17 protein-coding genes are annotated in these 14,295 nt (G+C 36.8%); 4 read left to right on the top strand and 13 right to left on the bottom strand.

Going from position 1 to position 14,295, the window contains the following annotated elements:
* Positions 1 to 12 precede the first annotated feature (12 nt).
* From P0R33_RS06550 to P0R33_RS06585, 8 genes are all read right to left on the bottom strand, one after another.
* Entirely contained in the window at positions 13 to 300 is a 288-nt protein-coding gene (locus tag P0R33_RS06550; protein ID WP_179005352.1) for a hypothetical protein, read from the bottom strand.
* Positions 301 to 322: 22 nt separating this feature from the next.
* Positions 323 to 1,354: a hypothetical protein gene (locus tag P0R33_RS06555; RefSeq protein ID WP_179005350.1), complete on the bottom strand. Its 1,032-nt coding sequence runs from the start codon at positions 1,352 to 1,354 to the stop codon at positions 323 to 325.
* 27 nt (positions 1,355 to 1,381) lie between these two features.
* Positions 1,382 to 2,185, bottom strand: coding sequence for a hypothetical protein (locus tag P0R33_RS06560; protein WP_256871168.1), 804 nt, complete (start codon positions 2,183 to 2,185; stop codon positions 1,382 to 1,384).
* Between the two features lie 27 nt (positions 2,186 to 2,212).
* A complete protein-coding gene (gene traN / locus P0R33_RS06565) occupies positions 2,213 to 3,043 on the bottom strand; it encodes a conjugative transposon protein TraN (protein WP_179005348.1) in 831 nt (276 codons plus the stop codon).
* A gap of 17 nt (positions 3,044 to 3,060) precedes the next feature.
* Positions 3,061 to 4,347: a conjugative transposon protein TraM gene (gene traM, locus P0R33_RS06570; protein WP_179005346.1), complete on the bottom strand. Its 1,287-nt coding sequence runs from the start codon at positions 4,345 to 4,347 to the stop codon at positions 3,061 to 3,063.
* Positions 4,314 to 4,721 (bottom strand): hypothetical protein, encoded by a 408-nt coding sequence (locus P0R33_RS06575; protein ID WP_179005343.1) that lies wholly within the window; start codon positions 4,719 to 4,721, stop codon positions 4,314 to 4,316. Before P0R33_RS06575 ends, traM begins: the two co-directional genes overlap by 34 nt.
* Before the next feature lie 80 nt (positions 4,722 to 4,801).
* Positions 4,802 to 5,413, bottom strand: a complete 612-nt coding sequence (traK, locus tag P0R33_RS06580; protein ID WP_256871167.1) for a conjugative transposon protein TraK — start codon at positions 5,411 to 5,413, stop codon at positions 4,802 to 4,804.
* Between the two features lie 24 nt (positions 5,414 to 5,437).
* On the bottom strand, positions 5,438 to 5,806 hold the full coding sequence (locus P0R33_RS06585) for a hypothetical protein (protein WP_276174765.1): 369 nt from the start codon (positions 5,804 to 5,806) through the stop codon (positions 5,438 to 5,440).
* Positions 5,807 to 6,045: 239 nt separating this feature from the next.
* Here P0R33_RS06585 and P0R33_RS06590 point away from each other — a divergent pair, with 239 nt between their 5' ends.
* Positions 6,046 to 6,531, top strand: coding sequence for a prolyl oligopeptidase family serine peptidase (locus tag P0R33_RS06590; RefSeq protein WP_276174766.1), 486 nt, complete (start codon positions 6,046 to 6,048; stop codon positions 6,529 to 6,531).
* 59 nt (positions 6,532 to 6,590) lie between these two features.
* Here P0R33_RS06590 and P0R33_RS06595 read toward each other — a convergent pair whose 3' ends face one another.
* The 3 genes from P0R33_RS06595 to P0R33_RS06605 all read right to left on the bottom strand — a co-directional run bounded on the left by P0R33_RS06595 (position 6,591) and on the right by P0R33_RS06605 (position 8,922).
* Positions 6,591 to 6,848, bottom strand: coding sequence for a hypothetical protein (locus P0R33_RS06595; RefSeq protein WP_276174195.1), 258 nt, complete (start codon positions 6,846 to 6,848; stop codon positions 6,591 to 6,593).
* An 88-nt stretch (positions 6,849 to 6,936) separates the two neighbouring features.
* Positions 6,937 to 8,445: a MauE/DoxX family redox-associated membrane protein gene (locus P0R33_RS06600; RefSeq protein WP_179005303.1), complete on the bottom strand. Its 1,509-nt coding sequence runs from the start codon at positions 8,443 to 8,445 to the stop codon at positions 6,937 to 6,939.
* A gap of 186 nt (positions 8,446 to 8,631) precedes the next feature.
* Positions 8,632 to 8,922, bottom strand: a complete 291-nt coding sequence (locus P0R33_RS06605) for a hypothetical protein (RefSeq protein WP_179005301.1) — start codon at positions 8,920 to 8,922, stop codon at positions 8,632 to 8,634.
* A gap of 291 nt (positions 8,923 to 9,213) precedes the next feature.
* Here P0R33_RS06605 and P0R33_RS06610 point away from each other — a divergent pair, with 291 nt between their 5' ends.
* From P0R33_RS06610 to mobC, 3 genes are read left to right on the top strand one after another with little or no spacing between them, the layout of a single operon-like run.
* Positions 9,214 to 9,606, top strand: a complete 393-nt coding sequence (locus P0R33_RS06610) for a plasmid mobilization relaxosome protein MobC (RefSeq protein ID WP_179005299.1) — start codon at positions 9,214 to 9,216, stop codon at positions 9,604 to 9,606.
* Entirely contained in the window at positions 9,591 to 10,847 is a 1,257-nt protein-coding gene (locus P0R33_RS06615; protein WP_179005298.1) for a relaxase/mobilization nuclease domain-containing protein, read from the top strand. The genes P0R33_RS06610 and P0R33_RS06615 overlap by 16 nt, the downstream gene beginning before the upstream one ends.
* 25 nt (positions 10,848 to 10,872) lie before the next feature.
* Positions 10,873 to 12,861 (top strand): conjugal transfer protein MobC, encoded by a 1,989-nt coding sequence (gene mobC, locus P0R33_RS06620; RefSeq protein WP_179005296.1) that lies wholly within the window; start codon positions 10,873 to 10,875, stop codon positions 12,859 to 12,861.
* Between the two features lie 162 nt (positions 12,862 to 13,023).
* On the opposite strand, the gene P0R33_RS06625 is transcribed toward mobC, so the two are convergent.
* Together P0R33_RS06625 and P0R33_RS06630 are read right to left on the bottom strand one after the other, a co-directional pair.
* Positions 13,024 to 13,701, bottom strand: coding sequence for a hypothetical protein (locus tag P0R33_RS06625; protein WP_179005294.1), 678 nt, complete (start codon positions 13,699 to 13,701; stop codon positions 13,024 to 13,026).
* Positions 13,701 to 14,168, bottom strand: coding sequence for a hypothetical protein (locus tag P0R33_RS06630; protein ID WP_179005292.1), 468 nt, complete (start codon positions 14,166 to 14,168; stop codon positions 13,701 to 13,703). Before P0R33_RS06630 ends, P0R33_RS06625 begins: the two co-directional genes overlap by 1 nt.
* Positions 14,169 to 14,295 lie beyond the last annotated feature (127 nt).

Below are 14,295 nucleotides of genomic sequence, written 5' to 3' on the forward strand. Positions count from 1 at the left end.
TTGCCGCAAAGCTTACTCCAAATAAAAATAAACACTGCTTCTTTTGTTCTTATTCTTTGTCGGGACATAAATAAGATAACCGTAATCATCTAATTCGCGCATGCATTTATGATAAGTTTTTGGAGATACAACCTTAGCGATATTCTGGATTTCAATACTGTATGCCTGAATTGGATTTATAAAATTCCTGTTTGCGCGAAATTGAAGCAGGGCGGCAAAAATTGCAATGTGAGTTGTGCTGATTCTGAAATCATTTTCAATTGCCTGAAAAAATCCCGATAAAAGCTTAAAATCTTCCATAACTCTATAAGATAAATAAACATCACATATGATGAGATTTTTTTGCGGTCTGAGTCTCAATATTGTGCTGTGGTTTCAGCAGCGGGCTAATTTTACAGCCGCTTTTAATTTCTCCCAGACTAAGTTTCTGCATTCTGTCATTATAAAAATTCAAGGTTTTAAACCGTGGATTTGCTTCCAAAAAAACCTTCATTTCTCTCCCTTGTATCATAAAAGCAACTTCTTCCCTCTTCCCCTTTTTCAAAGAATCGACCAGGGATTCGAATGTCTCATAGTCATCATTTTTAAGAGGAACAGTCCTTAAAGCATTGCTTACATTGTATCCATACGATTCTGGAAATTCATGCATCCTATAATTGTCATTAAGATCCCTGTCGTTGAAGCTAAACTGTTTCCAGGTTCCGCTTTTTAGAACTGCTCTTCCTGCAAGCATTTCGTATGCTTCAGCTGCGCTGAAGCCCTCAGATTTTTCATTCTTAAAGTAATGTGTACATCGGCTGGATGGCGACGAATCTGTATAAAGAATTGATCTGAATCCATCAAATTGGTAAGCCCCCTGCGCATCTTTTACAAATTGAAGTGAATGTTCAAGTCTTTCATTCTCTGAGATGTGATAAGAAACAGGAACAGTAAAATTTAACAGCTGTTCCTTCATATTCGCCAATACTTTGCCATAAGCCTCATGAAAACCGCATTTTATCAACTGTTCCTCTAAAGTTTTCTTGTTTAATTCCAGATCTTTAAGATAATCCTGTTTATCTATCCTTTCAAAAACAACAGCACTAAGCGCTCCATTTACAAGCCTAACAATGATATTGGGATAGACTTGATGCTTCAATTTGTTATATTCATGCTTAAGAAACCTGAGAGTTATTTTTTCATCTACAGCTTTCGTCTTTTCATATTTAAAAAGTAACATCTTAAAAAATTTCAGTTTCTCTATGCCACAAGAGCGTTCTATATTAGGGCTGTTCTGAAATAGAAATTTTAATTTTTCTTCCTTGGACTGCCACACTTTTATCTCATTTTCTACTCGATTGTTTTCAGAAGACATAACTCAGTTTTAATTTATTTAAGCACCTTAAACCGATCTGCCCGCTTTTTTTGAACGGGAATTAATTTTTTTTTCTTTCTGAGAGGTCTCATCGGAATTGTCAGCCAGGTCTGCGCTCTTTCCTTTGGACTGCGACTGCTTCTCGTTCTTGCTTTCACGGTCATTTATTCTCTGCAGAGAAGAATCATAAACCTTAATAGTCTTAAACTGGGGATTAGCTTCCACAAACTGTTTTCTCTCCTCTCCTCCTACCACAAAAGTTACGGACTGTAGATTGCCTTTTTTCAGAGAGTTCATCAAATCTTCCTTGTACTGAGGTGTCAGAAGTTCTTTTATCGAATGCTTTTCCAGCGAAGCTTCCAGATCATATCCATAGTTCTGATGATAATGCTGAAGCTTGAAATTTCCACGGTCGTCACTTTCTTTGAAGTCCATACGAATCCAGCAATTATAGGCTTCACCGTCCTTATTCTTTAAATCCTTATTGACCGATCTGCCCTCCATCAAATTATACGCCTCTTTGAGAGTGATGCTGGTATTATCATTGTTAATATAAAAAATCTGTTCCAATCCCGGCTTATTATCCTCTTTTTGTAGATTAACCTGATAGGAATTGAAAAAATACATATCGCTCTGGTCGGACTTTTTAAAATTCAGTTCAACAGTGACTGTATCTTTGTTAGGGACACCATTGTTCATAATACCGGTATGCATTAATTTAAAATCCTTATCCCCCTTCTGAATATTCTCTCTTAATTCAGCATCAAAAGTTTCTCCGAATCCAGTATATTTTAACTGGTCTTTCAGATACTGTACATTTTTCTCGTTCATGATATTCACATTTAAAATTAGTACTGATTATAGGTTACCCAGTATTTCAAGATTAACCAGGTGCCTGTTTTTTATGTTAAGTTCCAGATGCCTGCCTCCATTTTTCTCAAAGACCTGCATTGTGAATTTCTTCTTTTCCGGTATCGTAAATTTAGCTATGGCAAAAACTACTGTAGTTTCAGATTTATCGGAAATCCTGCTAAATTCTCCGGTGCATAAAAGCGGTGTCATTTCTATTTCCTGAGCTGCAGTTCTTTTGGATTTTTTCTGGTCTCGGATAAAAAAACGAAGTTGGTCCACATCGTAATTAATTCTGGAATCATTCCCTAAAACCAATCTGAAATACATCACGTCCTGATGAATAAAAATGCCGTCAACCTTAAACTCAATTTCTGCATTTTTTGAACCCAGTCCGCTTACCTTATTTTTCTTGGATAGAGCAAACAGGGCATATTCTTTTATTTCTTTCTGGTTTTCGTTCTCAAGGGAAAACAGCAGCGATTTATCGTCACCAATTCGTAACCGTGCATCCACATTTAATGTAGGACACAGATCATCAAAATTTAAAATGAAACTGTAAAGATTACCGTCGGAAGTTACAACAGTCAGGTTAGTCTGTGGAAAATTCTGCTTGCCAGCTTTAAGAAGCAGGATATTTTCAACTCCCTTTGCTTTCTGTACCAGAACATCACGGCTTCCGATATCAAGGCTTTTTACTGCATACGGAAATAAAATACTGGTGGTTTTTGTATAGCTAAGCTGTATATTATTAAATTCGGCTTTAGCATCATACTGTGCAGAAACTGAAAAACCAGCCAGAAAAATAAATGTGATAATTAGTGTCTCTAAATTTTTCATTTTCTTTTAGTTTAAAGTTATTGTTCATTCTTTTCTTTTTCATCGTAGAGAAGCACTTTGTAACCTGCCTTGACTGCTACTTTTATCAGCTTAACTTTCCTGCTTAAAAGTGATTTGGCTGCCTCCACTCCCATTCCTGCCGCCTGAGCTCCCCAAGAATCACTGACTCCTGCCAGTCCAATACTCTGCATGGACCTGTCAGCGGATGCTTTTGCTACATCCCTGTTTATGGTTCCAGGAATGTAAATGCCTTTAATGCCGTCTATATCAAAGACGGATAGTTCAACCGGGAAAATGGAATTCTGGTATTTTATGGTATTGATCTTTATTTCAAGCCTTTCTCCCTTAAGTGACGCTGTCCCAAAAACGAAACTGTTTTTTGGAATTAGTACGCCATTGATAAAAACGTCACTTGCAAGTCTGATTTTTACAATAGAACCGTTGACAATCGTCTGCGTTTCATGAACAGCTGCCTCAACTGCGTTCTGATTTTGTTCATCGTTGATTTCACCATCAAGCGAATAAAATGAATTTGCTGACTGCTCATAATTTACTTTGTTGGTCTGAAGAGAGCTCAGGTTTTGCTCTTCAGCTTTTCTGTTCACTGAAAAAACTTTTCCTTTTTGAAGCTTTGAGTTCTGACGCAGTTTCTCCTGTACACGTTCTGGGTGCTGGATATCCAGAATATTTTCCAGCATGCCGCCAAGCTGGGCAAGTTCAGGATCAGGCTCAGAAGGCGCACTCATGACTGCCATGAGCTGTTCAAGATTTTTTAACTCGGCTGATTCACCGTCAGGCATTTTCTGGTACTGAAATTCCCTCATATCCTGACCGCTCTGATATTCTTTTGGAGGCTCCGCAATAGCTTTCTGGAGCGCTTCAAGTTTCTGGTACATCTTCTTTTCATTCTCTGGTTTTAGATAGTCTGTTTTCAGTCCGTTTTGTTTATCATTCCATGCAACCTCATCCGTATCAAAAAAACGTTTTGATTCAAGATTATCATTATCTTCCGCACCAACCGAATAATTAGGATCTTTCTTTTTTTGTTCCTGCAGTTTTATAGAATCAATTGATGCCTGGTCATAATAGCTCATTTTATCCAAACTGGAATCTTCCTTTAGTTTTGGATTTGGAAGCAGCATATTAAATCCTTTTTTTTCAGTTCCTGAAATTGGATTTTCTGTTCCTTTGCCTCCTCCAAGCACCCAGAACAGCATGGTTATAAATGGAAGAACAAGCAGTGGAAGAACCAGCATCATACTGCGATTCTTTATCTCTCTGGTTGAAAGTGTTTTATGTTCCATAATCTTATTTTTTTATAGTTAGATGAATTAGTTTCCTTGAGATTCGGACTGCTGGTAAAATCTTCAGCGTTGGAATTTTGATTTTTAGACCAATCGATTAAGTCTGCTGCATTTATCACACTATCAATATATCTGCTGATATTGGATCTCTCAGCATATTTGTTAAATGGCAGATCCAGAGAATGCATATGGCCTACCTCATCACCATAAGCATGCTTAAGCACTTTTACTGCATCAATGTTCATTGATTTTTGACTTTCTGACAGAAAACCGCTCAATGCGTTATAAACACATAAAATCGTTCCAAGGGCCGCAAAAATGATTACTGAAAACTTAAGCTGTGAATTTGAAAGGTCTCTAGTCAGCCTATTCATTTTTTTTACCCACCAGAATCTGATTATCATATATGACCTTGAAGACTTTACATTCTGTCTTTGTTTTCGCATCAGACTTCTCATGGCTTTCTGTTTACTGTTCCAAGATCTTTGTTCTCAAGAGTATTGAAGCGTTCAATCAGAAAACCATGCGGATTATTATCGCTCCTTGAAACATTTCGAAGCGTTCCTTCCGTAATCAGATTTCTGTTCAATATGCTTGTTGTCCTTATGATGTTCTGCCGGGCAAAGCACTTAAAGCGGTAGGGATATTCATTAATATCAAAGCTTACGCTGTCTACAATAACAGTCTGGCTGATATTTCCTGATATAATTCCCGAATAATATCCGTTTTCTTTTAAATCATCGTATATGCGCTTGACAGAATTATCAGCCAGATACAGGGCCTTGGTAACATTGGCTTTAATTACTTTATCATCTGGGTCAAGGCTGAAGAAAAACTGATGGAATGTCCTGACATGATCCCTTGCTTCAACAGGTACATTATCCTTACGGTCTGATGCAAATGCCTCAAGCGCTTTTCCATTTGCCAGGATGTAAACCTTGTCTTCCATTAAAGCAATAGAGCTGAAACTTTTATACAATGCATAACAGGTTATGGCAGCGCAAGCAAGAACGACCAGCATAGTAAATCCCCTGACATGGCGGAAAGCCGTATCTAAATTTTTCATCTTCGTAAACATAATCTAGTGTATTTAACTTTTAGAATTTCCTTTGAGCCTGTCACTCATATAATTTCCCTTTTCTTCAAAATAAGGCGAAGCAGCTGCTGAAGATGACATGCTCTGGCTCATTCTGCCTGCTGCATTTCCCATTGAATCCATTACCATTCCTGCTCCTGTGGCAGCTCCTCCAATCACTGAGGAAGTCGATCCGCCAAACAGGCTTGTCACTTTCTGTCCCAATGCGCTTCCTCCTGATGCATGCACGATATAATTGGCCACAGAAGGCACAGTAAAGTACCCCACAATTCCTATAATCATGAAAATTAAGTAGCCGATATCGGTCCTGCTGAAAAAAGTATCTCCCGCAGTATTAATCTGTGAGATATCAAGCCTCAGCATCTGTTCCTGAATCTTCCCGATAATGCTTCCGAAAATGTTGGCAACGGGAAGCCAGAGATAAATGTTTATATACCTGGCAAGCCAGACCGTCAGGGTATGCTGGAATCCGTCAAAGACTGCGATTCCAAATACCAGTGGCCCTAAGATGGACAGCACTACAAGCTGAAATGTTCTGAGAGTATCAATACACAATGAAGAAGCTTCGAAGAGAATTCTCAGAATTTCGCTAACCCGGACTTATGGGACATTCTTTTGGAGGCTATGAGACTGCATACATTTCAGGTAAGACTGATATATTTGCAGCTTCGGTTGCTGGTGCTGCCCCGATAGATCTGAACAGTTTCTACCATGCGATTAACTGGCGTACCGGAAAACCCCATATGATAAAGTTTAATATTGGACAGTTTAGATTAGGAGTTTCTGCTTATGAAATGCCTCTTACTTATTTAAATAATTCGCCGCTGAACAATGTAGAAAACATCAACAAACCGCTTCTTTTTTGGAGTGGAAAAAATGACCAGCAGGTTGACTGGCATCAAAGTATTGAACTTTATCTTGCAATGCATCGTCTTGAGAAAAACAATATAATGCTCCTTTATCCAGAAGAAGAACATTCATTTTCGGATCCATACAACCAAAAGGATCTTTCAATTAGAATACTGCAGTGGTTCAATCACTTTCTTAAAAATGAAAAGGCGTTTGAATGGATTGAAAATCGTGGATAATAAAATATACAATGCAGTTCATTTAGAACTGCATTGCTTTTAATGATTGTTTAAATTAATTATGGCATATAAAGTGTCTCCCCACAATTATTCGCTTTACCAAAAGCAGTCTGTCCATTTGCTTTACAAATTGGATTATTGCTATTGTCAGAACATTGCACTTGGACATCACAGACACCTGACAGGCTGTTGATATAACCGTCACGAGGTGCTAATTTCGATGCACTTTGCATAGAGGTGGTGAAGAACGCACCTGAAATTCCTAATACTACCGCAGCAGTAAAAGGCATGGTCGATTTTAAAAATGTCTTTTTCATAATAGTTAATATTAAATTAAACATCGATCTACTTTTTTAGCAGGTGTTGATCTCTTTCCTGCAACCAGCGCTGGTATATTATAATTTACTATTCTTTCAGCTGTTCTTTCAAGATTCCCCTAAAGGAATAGATATCTAGATTATTACCGCTGAGAATGTATAGATGCGTATTAGTTGCACGCATATCTTTTATTTTTTGATTATTTTCTGTAAAAAGAGGAAAACTCAGTAGATAAATTCCCTTGTTAATATCATATACATCAACCACTGATGCTCTCTTCCAAATCTGATCATCCTCATAGCGTCCCGGAACTTTCGAATGTATAAACAACAGGTTTTTAATAGTGGCTGATAGTGCATTTACAAAAAATGGCGGGGAACTTAAACGGCGCTCAGTATGCTCTTTTAAATCCGAAACTTTTATCATGGCTCTGCTGATCGTATCGATTGTATGTCTTCTCTTAAAGTTTCCTTTCTTATCGGAAATTATAAACTCGTTTCGATAATAATAGACGTATATCATTTCATGGAGATCATTGTTATAAAGCAGCATCCCGTCTGTATCGAAAATACCGTCAATCTGCTTCTGCAAAAGTGCAGGAAAGTATTTCGTATTTGGTTTAAAACTTTCGCTATATATGCCTAACTGATGGCCTGAATTGGGACCTGTATTATTTCGTAAGAACAGACTTACACTGTCTATTGGTTCGGCAGCTGTGAAACGTGGAATATCTTTTATTTTACCTGTTACTTTCCAATCTTTGATATTCCCTTTGTAAACAATTGGAACGGTACCATCTATCAGATAAAAATAGGGTGGCTTCACCTTTGCAAAAATCTTACGAAAAGGCTCTCCATCATCAATAAATTTAATTCTATGTTCTGCACTCATATTCTGAAGAGTGTCTATGCTTAGTACTCCAAAAGGATCCGTTAAATTCCCCAGATAAATTTTACTTCCACTAACGCCTGCAAAATAATACGAGTTAAATTTTAAATCTTTATTATAAACCGCTTTAATAGTCTTTTTAATGTATCGCCGAATAAATGGATTATTTTTGTGAATGATCTCTTCTGAGCTTAGGAACAAAACAATTACAACACTTATGCTGAAAAACATTATTAGTCCAGCCCTTTTTAACTTGGATGCCTTTGTAATATTTGAATTTATTCTTGTTTGATAATCATCATAAAACCGTAGACCAGTTAAAGCGAGAATGATAAAAAAGAAATTAAAAACAAGGTGAACATTCCAGGACATCTTTTCTAGGATTCCGCCACATGAACATGGCACAAAGGAGCTGAAATGTAGCACTATAAAAATATAAGCAGTAAACATAGTCATCAGGCATAGCGCTGCATAAAGTCCTGCAAAACGTGACTTAGGAAATAAAAGCATCAACGATATAAGTAACTCTATTAAAGGCACTAAAATAGAAACCCATGCCGCAAAAACACTTATAAGCGGTGACTGTGCTAGCTGCACCCTAAAAGTTTCAAACTCAAATAATTTATTTACAGCTGCGTACACAAATAGTAGTATAAATAAAAAGCTAACGATAGAAACTATATTGTTGTTAATTCTAGAGTTTTCCATGTCTTCGGCAAATTTTATTTTAATATAAAACAAATGTAAATCAGCAAATTGAAAGAAAAAACATCAAAAACAAACCAAAAAACATCAAAACTATACCAGTTTCATTTTTAACTCTTAAATAATAAAAAAATGCTCTACAGATTAAAAATCCATAAAGCATTTTCGAGTTTTTTCAGTTTCTCCTATTTATACCTTACCGTCTTCGATAAAAGTCAAAAGCTTTTGATTGAGTTCGACAAGGCCAGCCTTTTGAAGGCATTCCTGCGAGATGTTTTTTAGTTCGGTAATTTCGTCCTGTGCTATGCTTCCCATGAGACTACCTTCATCCTTTTCCAGCAGCAATCCCCTTTCTATAAAGTGGGATAAAAGCAGTACATTTTTGCGTGAAATTTTCAAATCAATCTTCACCGGCTCACTCATTCCAGGGATGCTCAATACAGTATCAAACACCTTGGCTGCATAATTCTTTGCACTCATAATTTCAGCATTTTTAAATTAATAAATCAAAGCCTAAAGTTAGCAATGATGCATCAAAGCATCATAAGCAAAATTTACCTATGATGGGATGCATTGGATTTTCCTGCATAAATTCGTCTGAGTATTTGAAAGAAGTCTGAGTTTTTTATTCAGGCTCAGAAAGATTGCCACGTTCCTGCAATCTGCAAGATGTCCGGTTGTATCACAATCGATATTTTGCTGCCTCTCTGCTCGGAACTCGCTGGCAGTGAAAACTGGAAGTTTTGTAATGTCAAATGAAAAGGAAAAATGATGAAAGACGAGAAAAAAAACAGAAACAGATGGCTCCATCTCAGGCTCAGTGAGCAGGAATATAAGATCCTTCAGAAATATTTTGCAGAGTCTCTGTGCCCAAAACTGAGTGATTTTGCCCGAAAAAATCTGCTTCAAAAACCTGTTGTTTTAAAATACAGAAACGAATCTCTTGATGATTTAATATCCGAATTAACAAGGCTCAGAACAGATCTGAATCCCATTGGAAACAATTTTAATCAGGCAGTGAAAAAACTGCACTCGCTTTCACAGACTTCTGATTTCAAAATGTGGATTCTGGGTTTTGAAACAGATAAAAAAATACTGTTCAATTCTATTGAAGATATTAGAATGACTATCCGAAATCTTGCTGAAAAATGGTTGCAGTCATAAACACGGGATCATCAGTCAGAAACATCTTCAATTATAATGAAAATAAGATGGAAGCAGGAAAAGCAGAACTCATAGGAGAAGGAAATTATCCTGCAGCAGCCTCTGAACTTCACAAAGAATCAAGGCTTAAACTTCTTTTAAAACAGCTGGAATTAAATACAAATGTCAAGCGCGGAAGTGTGCACATATCACTAAATTTCGATTCCTCTGAAAGCAATATTTCAAAGAGTAAGCTGATGGAAATTGCACAATCTTATATGGAAAAAATCGGGTTTGGATTTCAGCCGTATCTGGTCTACCAGCATCATGATGCGGGACATCCGCACATCCATATAGTGTCTGTAAAAGTGAAGTCCGACGGAAAGAGAATTGACATGCAGAACATAGGCAGGAACCAGTCTGAAACAGCCCGTAAAGAAATTGAAAAGGCATTCAATCTGGTTCCTGCACTGGGCAGACAACAGGAAAAAATACTAAATATAAAACCTGCGCAAGGCAGTGTTTTAAAGTATGGAAAAGCTGAAACTAAAAAAGCAATTGCTGCTGTATTAAACGCAGTAATTCCTAATTATAAATATACCACAATAGGAGAATTAAATGCAGTCTTGAATCTCTACAATGTTACCGCCGTGCAGGGAAGTAAAGATTCAAGAATGTTTCTCCATAAAGGTCTGGCGTACCAGATTCTGAACGATAAGAGACAGCCTGTGGGTGTTCCCTTAAAAGCCAGCAGCTTTTACATGAAACCTACCCTTGCTTATCTCGAAATAAAATTTGCGGCAAATAAGATTGGGAGAAATTCCCATTTAAAGAGAGTAAAAAATGCGGTTGATCTCGCCTTTATACAGAACAGGATAAAGTCAGTTTCTGATCTCGACAGAATTCTTATTCGAGATGGAATTAAAACTGCTGAACGAAGAAATGAACAGGAGATCCTTTATGGCTTAACCTACATAGACCATAAAACAAAATGTGTATTTAACGGAAGCTCTCTAGGAAAAACTTACTCAGCTTCTGGCATAGAAGAACGCTGCGGTGTCAAAGATTTTAACACTGGCAGAAACGCCGTTAAAATTCTTGAGGATAATACATTAAAAAATAAACCATCTCAGTCTTCATTTATTTCTGTTGGCGAGCTGCAGAAAATAATTGATTCGGTGCTCCAGCCCGAGTTTTCTGCTGATTTTGTTCCCTCTCAGCTGAAAAGAAGAAAGAAACGAAAAAAAGGAAAAGGGCATTAAGATTACTAACTAAAAAACTAAGACTATGCAGACAGGTGAAAATGAACAGGCACTTAGAAAAATTTTAGATATGACAAGGCTTATCAGCATGATATTGTTAGGTCTTCATTTCTATTATTACGGATATAATGTGTTTAAAATATGGGGACTTGCAGGCAGTTTTGGGGATAAACTGCTGGGGAATATTTTGCGCACCGGGCTCTTTGATTATTTTCATTTATCTAAGCTGATTTCTTTGGGATTTTTATGCATTTCCCTGCTTGGGGCAAAGGGCAGTAAAAATGAAAAGCTGGTGTTCAAAATTGCATTTTATTATATGGTTTTGGGACTGATCGCTTATTTTTTGAGCTATTTTTTTCTGATCATTCCAGCCACTCCTGAAAAAAATCTGGTTCTTTATGTGCTCTGTACTGTCTTTGGATATCTGCTCATGCTCGCAGGCGGAACACTTTTGTCGAGAATCATAAGAAGAAATCTCAGCCATAAGGATATTTTCAACCGTGAAAATGAAACATTTCCGCAGGAAGAAAGGCTTCTTGAAAATGAATATTCCATTAATCTGCCGGCACATTACAGATTAAAAAACAAAGTCCGAAAAAGCTGGATTAATATCATAAATCCTTTTCGGGGAATCTTGGTAGCAGGAACACCGGGTTCTGGAAAATCCTATTTTGTGATCCGCCACATTATAACCCAGCACATCCGTAAAGGCTTCTCAATGTTTGTATATGATTTTAAGTTTGACGACCTCAGCATAATAGCCTATAACACTTGGCTTCAGAACAAGCATTTATACAAGGTGGAACCTAAATTTTACGTCATTAATTTTGATGACCTGAGCCGCACGCACAGATGCAATCCTCTTGATCCGAAATCAATGGACGACATAACAGATGCAGCTGAATCAGCACGCACTATTCTTTTGGGATTAAACCGTGAATGGATAAAAAAGCAGGGAGACTTTTTCGTTGAATCTCCTATCAATTTTCTTACTGCTGTAATATGGTATCTGCGTAAATACAATAACGGCGCGTTCTGCACCCTGCCTCATGTAATTGAGTTGATGCAGGTTGAATACAACAGTCTTTTTAGCTTGCTAAGAACTGAAAAAGAGATAGAGATTTTGATAGATCCATTTGTTAGTGCCTACCTCCAAAATGTTATGGAGCAACTGGAGGGGCAAATAGCTTCTGCCAAGATATCTATGGCAAGGCTCTCCAGTGCGCAGCTTTACTATGTACTCTCTGGGAATGACTTCACGCTCGACATCAATAATCCCAAAGATCCAAAGATAGTCTGCATGGGAAACAACCCGCTAAAAATACAAACCTATGGCGCCGTTCTCTCGCTTTATGTAAGCAGGCTCATCAAGCAGGTGAACCAGAAAGAGAGAATCAAAAGCAGCCTCATATTTGACGAATTCCCGACTATCTATCTTAATAATATAGACAGCCTGATAGCCACGGCCAGAAGCAATAAGGTAAGCACTTGTCTTGGGATTCAGGATTTCAGCCAGCTACGCAAAGATTATGGCCGAGAACAGGCAGACGTCATACTCAATATCACGGGAAATATCATCAGTGGACAGGTGAACGGCGATACTGCAAAACAGCTGTCAGAACGTTTTGGAAAAATAATGCAGGACCGTGAGAGCATTTCCATAAACAGCTCAGATACCTCCATCAGCAGATCAAAACAGCTGGAAGCTGCTGTGCCTGCTTCTAAGATTTCCTGTTTGAGCTCTGGTGAATTTGTCGGCATTACAGCTGATAATCCGGACTGCAAAATTGAACTCAAAACATTCCATTCCGAGATAATCAATAATCATGAGCAGCTAAAAAAAGAAGAAGACGCATATCAGGGAATCAGCCCTGTGCGCATTATAAACAATACAATTATTGAACGTAATTATCTGCAGATAAAAGAAGATATCTCCGAAATAGTTAATTCAGAAATGGAGCGTCTTTTGCATGACCCTGCCTTGTCCCATTTGGCTATCAGAAAGAAGAAATAGGACAGCTCTTGTATAATAAGGAAAAAAAGAATATTTAGGACCTTCTTCTCCACAAAAAAATAACAGTAGAATTCACTATCAGCGTAACCTCTTTAATACACAATATTGCTTATATATAAAATTTGTAGGAACAATAAATATAAAAACAAATTGGCATTGTGACTATTTCATCGGATTATCAAATGAATATAGGTCTATATCATATTTTCTACGCTGAATGCTTTGTAAAATTCCTCTTGCAGTGGGATTCAAAATACCACTTACATAAAGAAACGGAGCCAAGTGGATTGATTGATATTTTTTACTTCTTATCTTTTTGAGTCTGCTTGGCTGAAGTTCATGAACTAACCCTACAAAACTAGCGACTAGCTCTGCAAAAGCTGACATATGCTTTACTTCTCCAAAACTAAGTAACCATTCATTTGGCACTGCATCATCTGATGTAAAATATAGAAGATCATTGTCTTCAATTAAAGATATATCGCAACAGATATTGGCATTATTCTTTTGCCCACGAACATATGCAGATGTAGTTATTCTAAGCTGGTGCCTGAGCTGAAATGAATATTCATCAAGTGTGATTATTGCATATGAATATTTATTAGGAGCTCCTCTAGTCGAAAATTTCAATCTGAAAACTTCTTTCCCATTTACTTTAGGATTGACAATTCTTATAGAATAACCAGCTGTTTTATAATACTCAATAACCTTAGCGAAAACATATGCTTCGAATGTTTGATTGACTGCATTTCCAAAACTTGTTAATTTTGACTTCTCGCTTTTAAAAAAAGTCTGCAAATTCTGCTTAGCTTTTTTCTGATCAAATAAATAATTATCCATTATCTTTCAGGGTAAATTATTTTACGATATTTTTCAATAATTTGAGTAACATACCTTGAATTATTAATCAGATCCAGAAGATCTGGATCTTCAATTTTTTCTACAAGCAAATCAGCTAGTCTGTACCCTTCCAAAACATTCTCATTTCTTTCTTTAAAATGCTTCGAACCAATCTGAAAGCCATCTTTAATTCCTATATCTTGAAATGTATCTACCGCTTTGATTGCTGCCTCCGTTCCTTCCTTAAAAAACTTTTTCAAAATGAATATAAGAATTACTATTGAAGCCTCATTAACTATACCTTTCAGCCTTCTTAATTCCTCTTTCCTTTTTTTCTCTGATTCAATTTTTCTTAGCTCTTTATTCAATAAATTTTCAGGAAAAAATGAATTCCATACATATCTGTTTATAGATGAAAATCGCTGAGAAATAAATTTTGGAGCATCTTTAAATATCGAGTCTTCCATTTCATGTAAAATTTAATAATACTTTTTCTGTATCTTCTTACTTTTTAAATTATCACCGAATTATAATATAAATATAACTCAGAATACTAATTATATGCAAGTTCCGCAAATTTTGAATATTGTCTAT

Source organism: Flavobacterium sp. YJ01 (assembly GCF_029320955.1).
Classification (GTDB): Bacteria; Bacteroidota; Bacteroidia; order Flavobacteriales; family Flavobacteriaceae; genus Flavobacterium.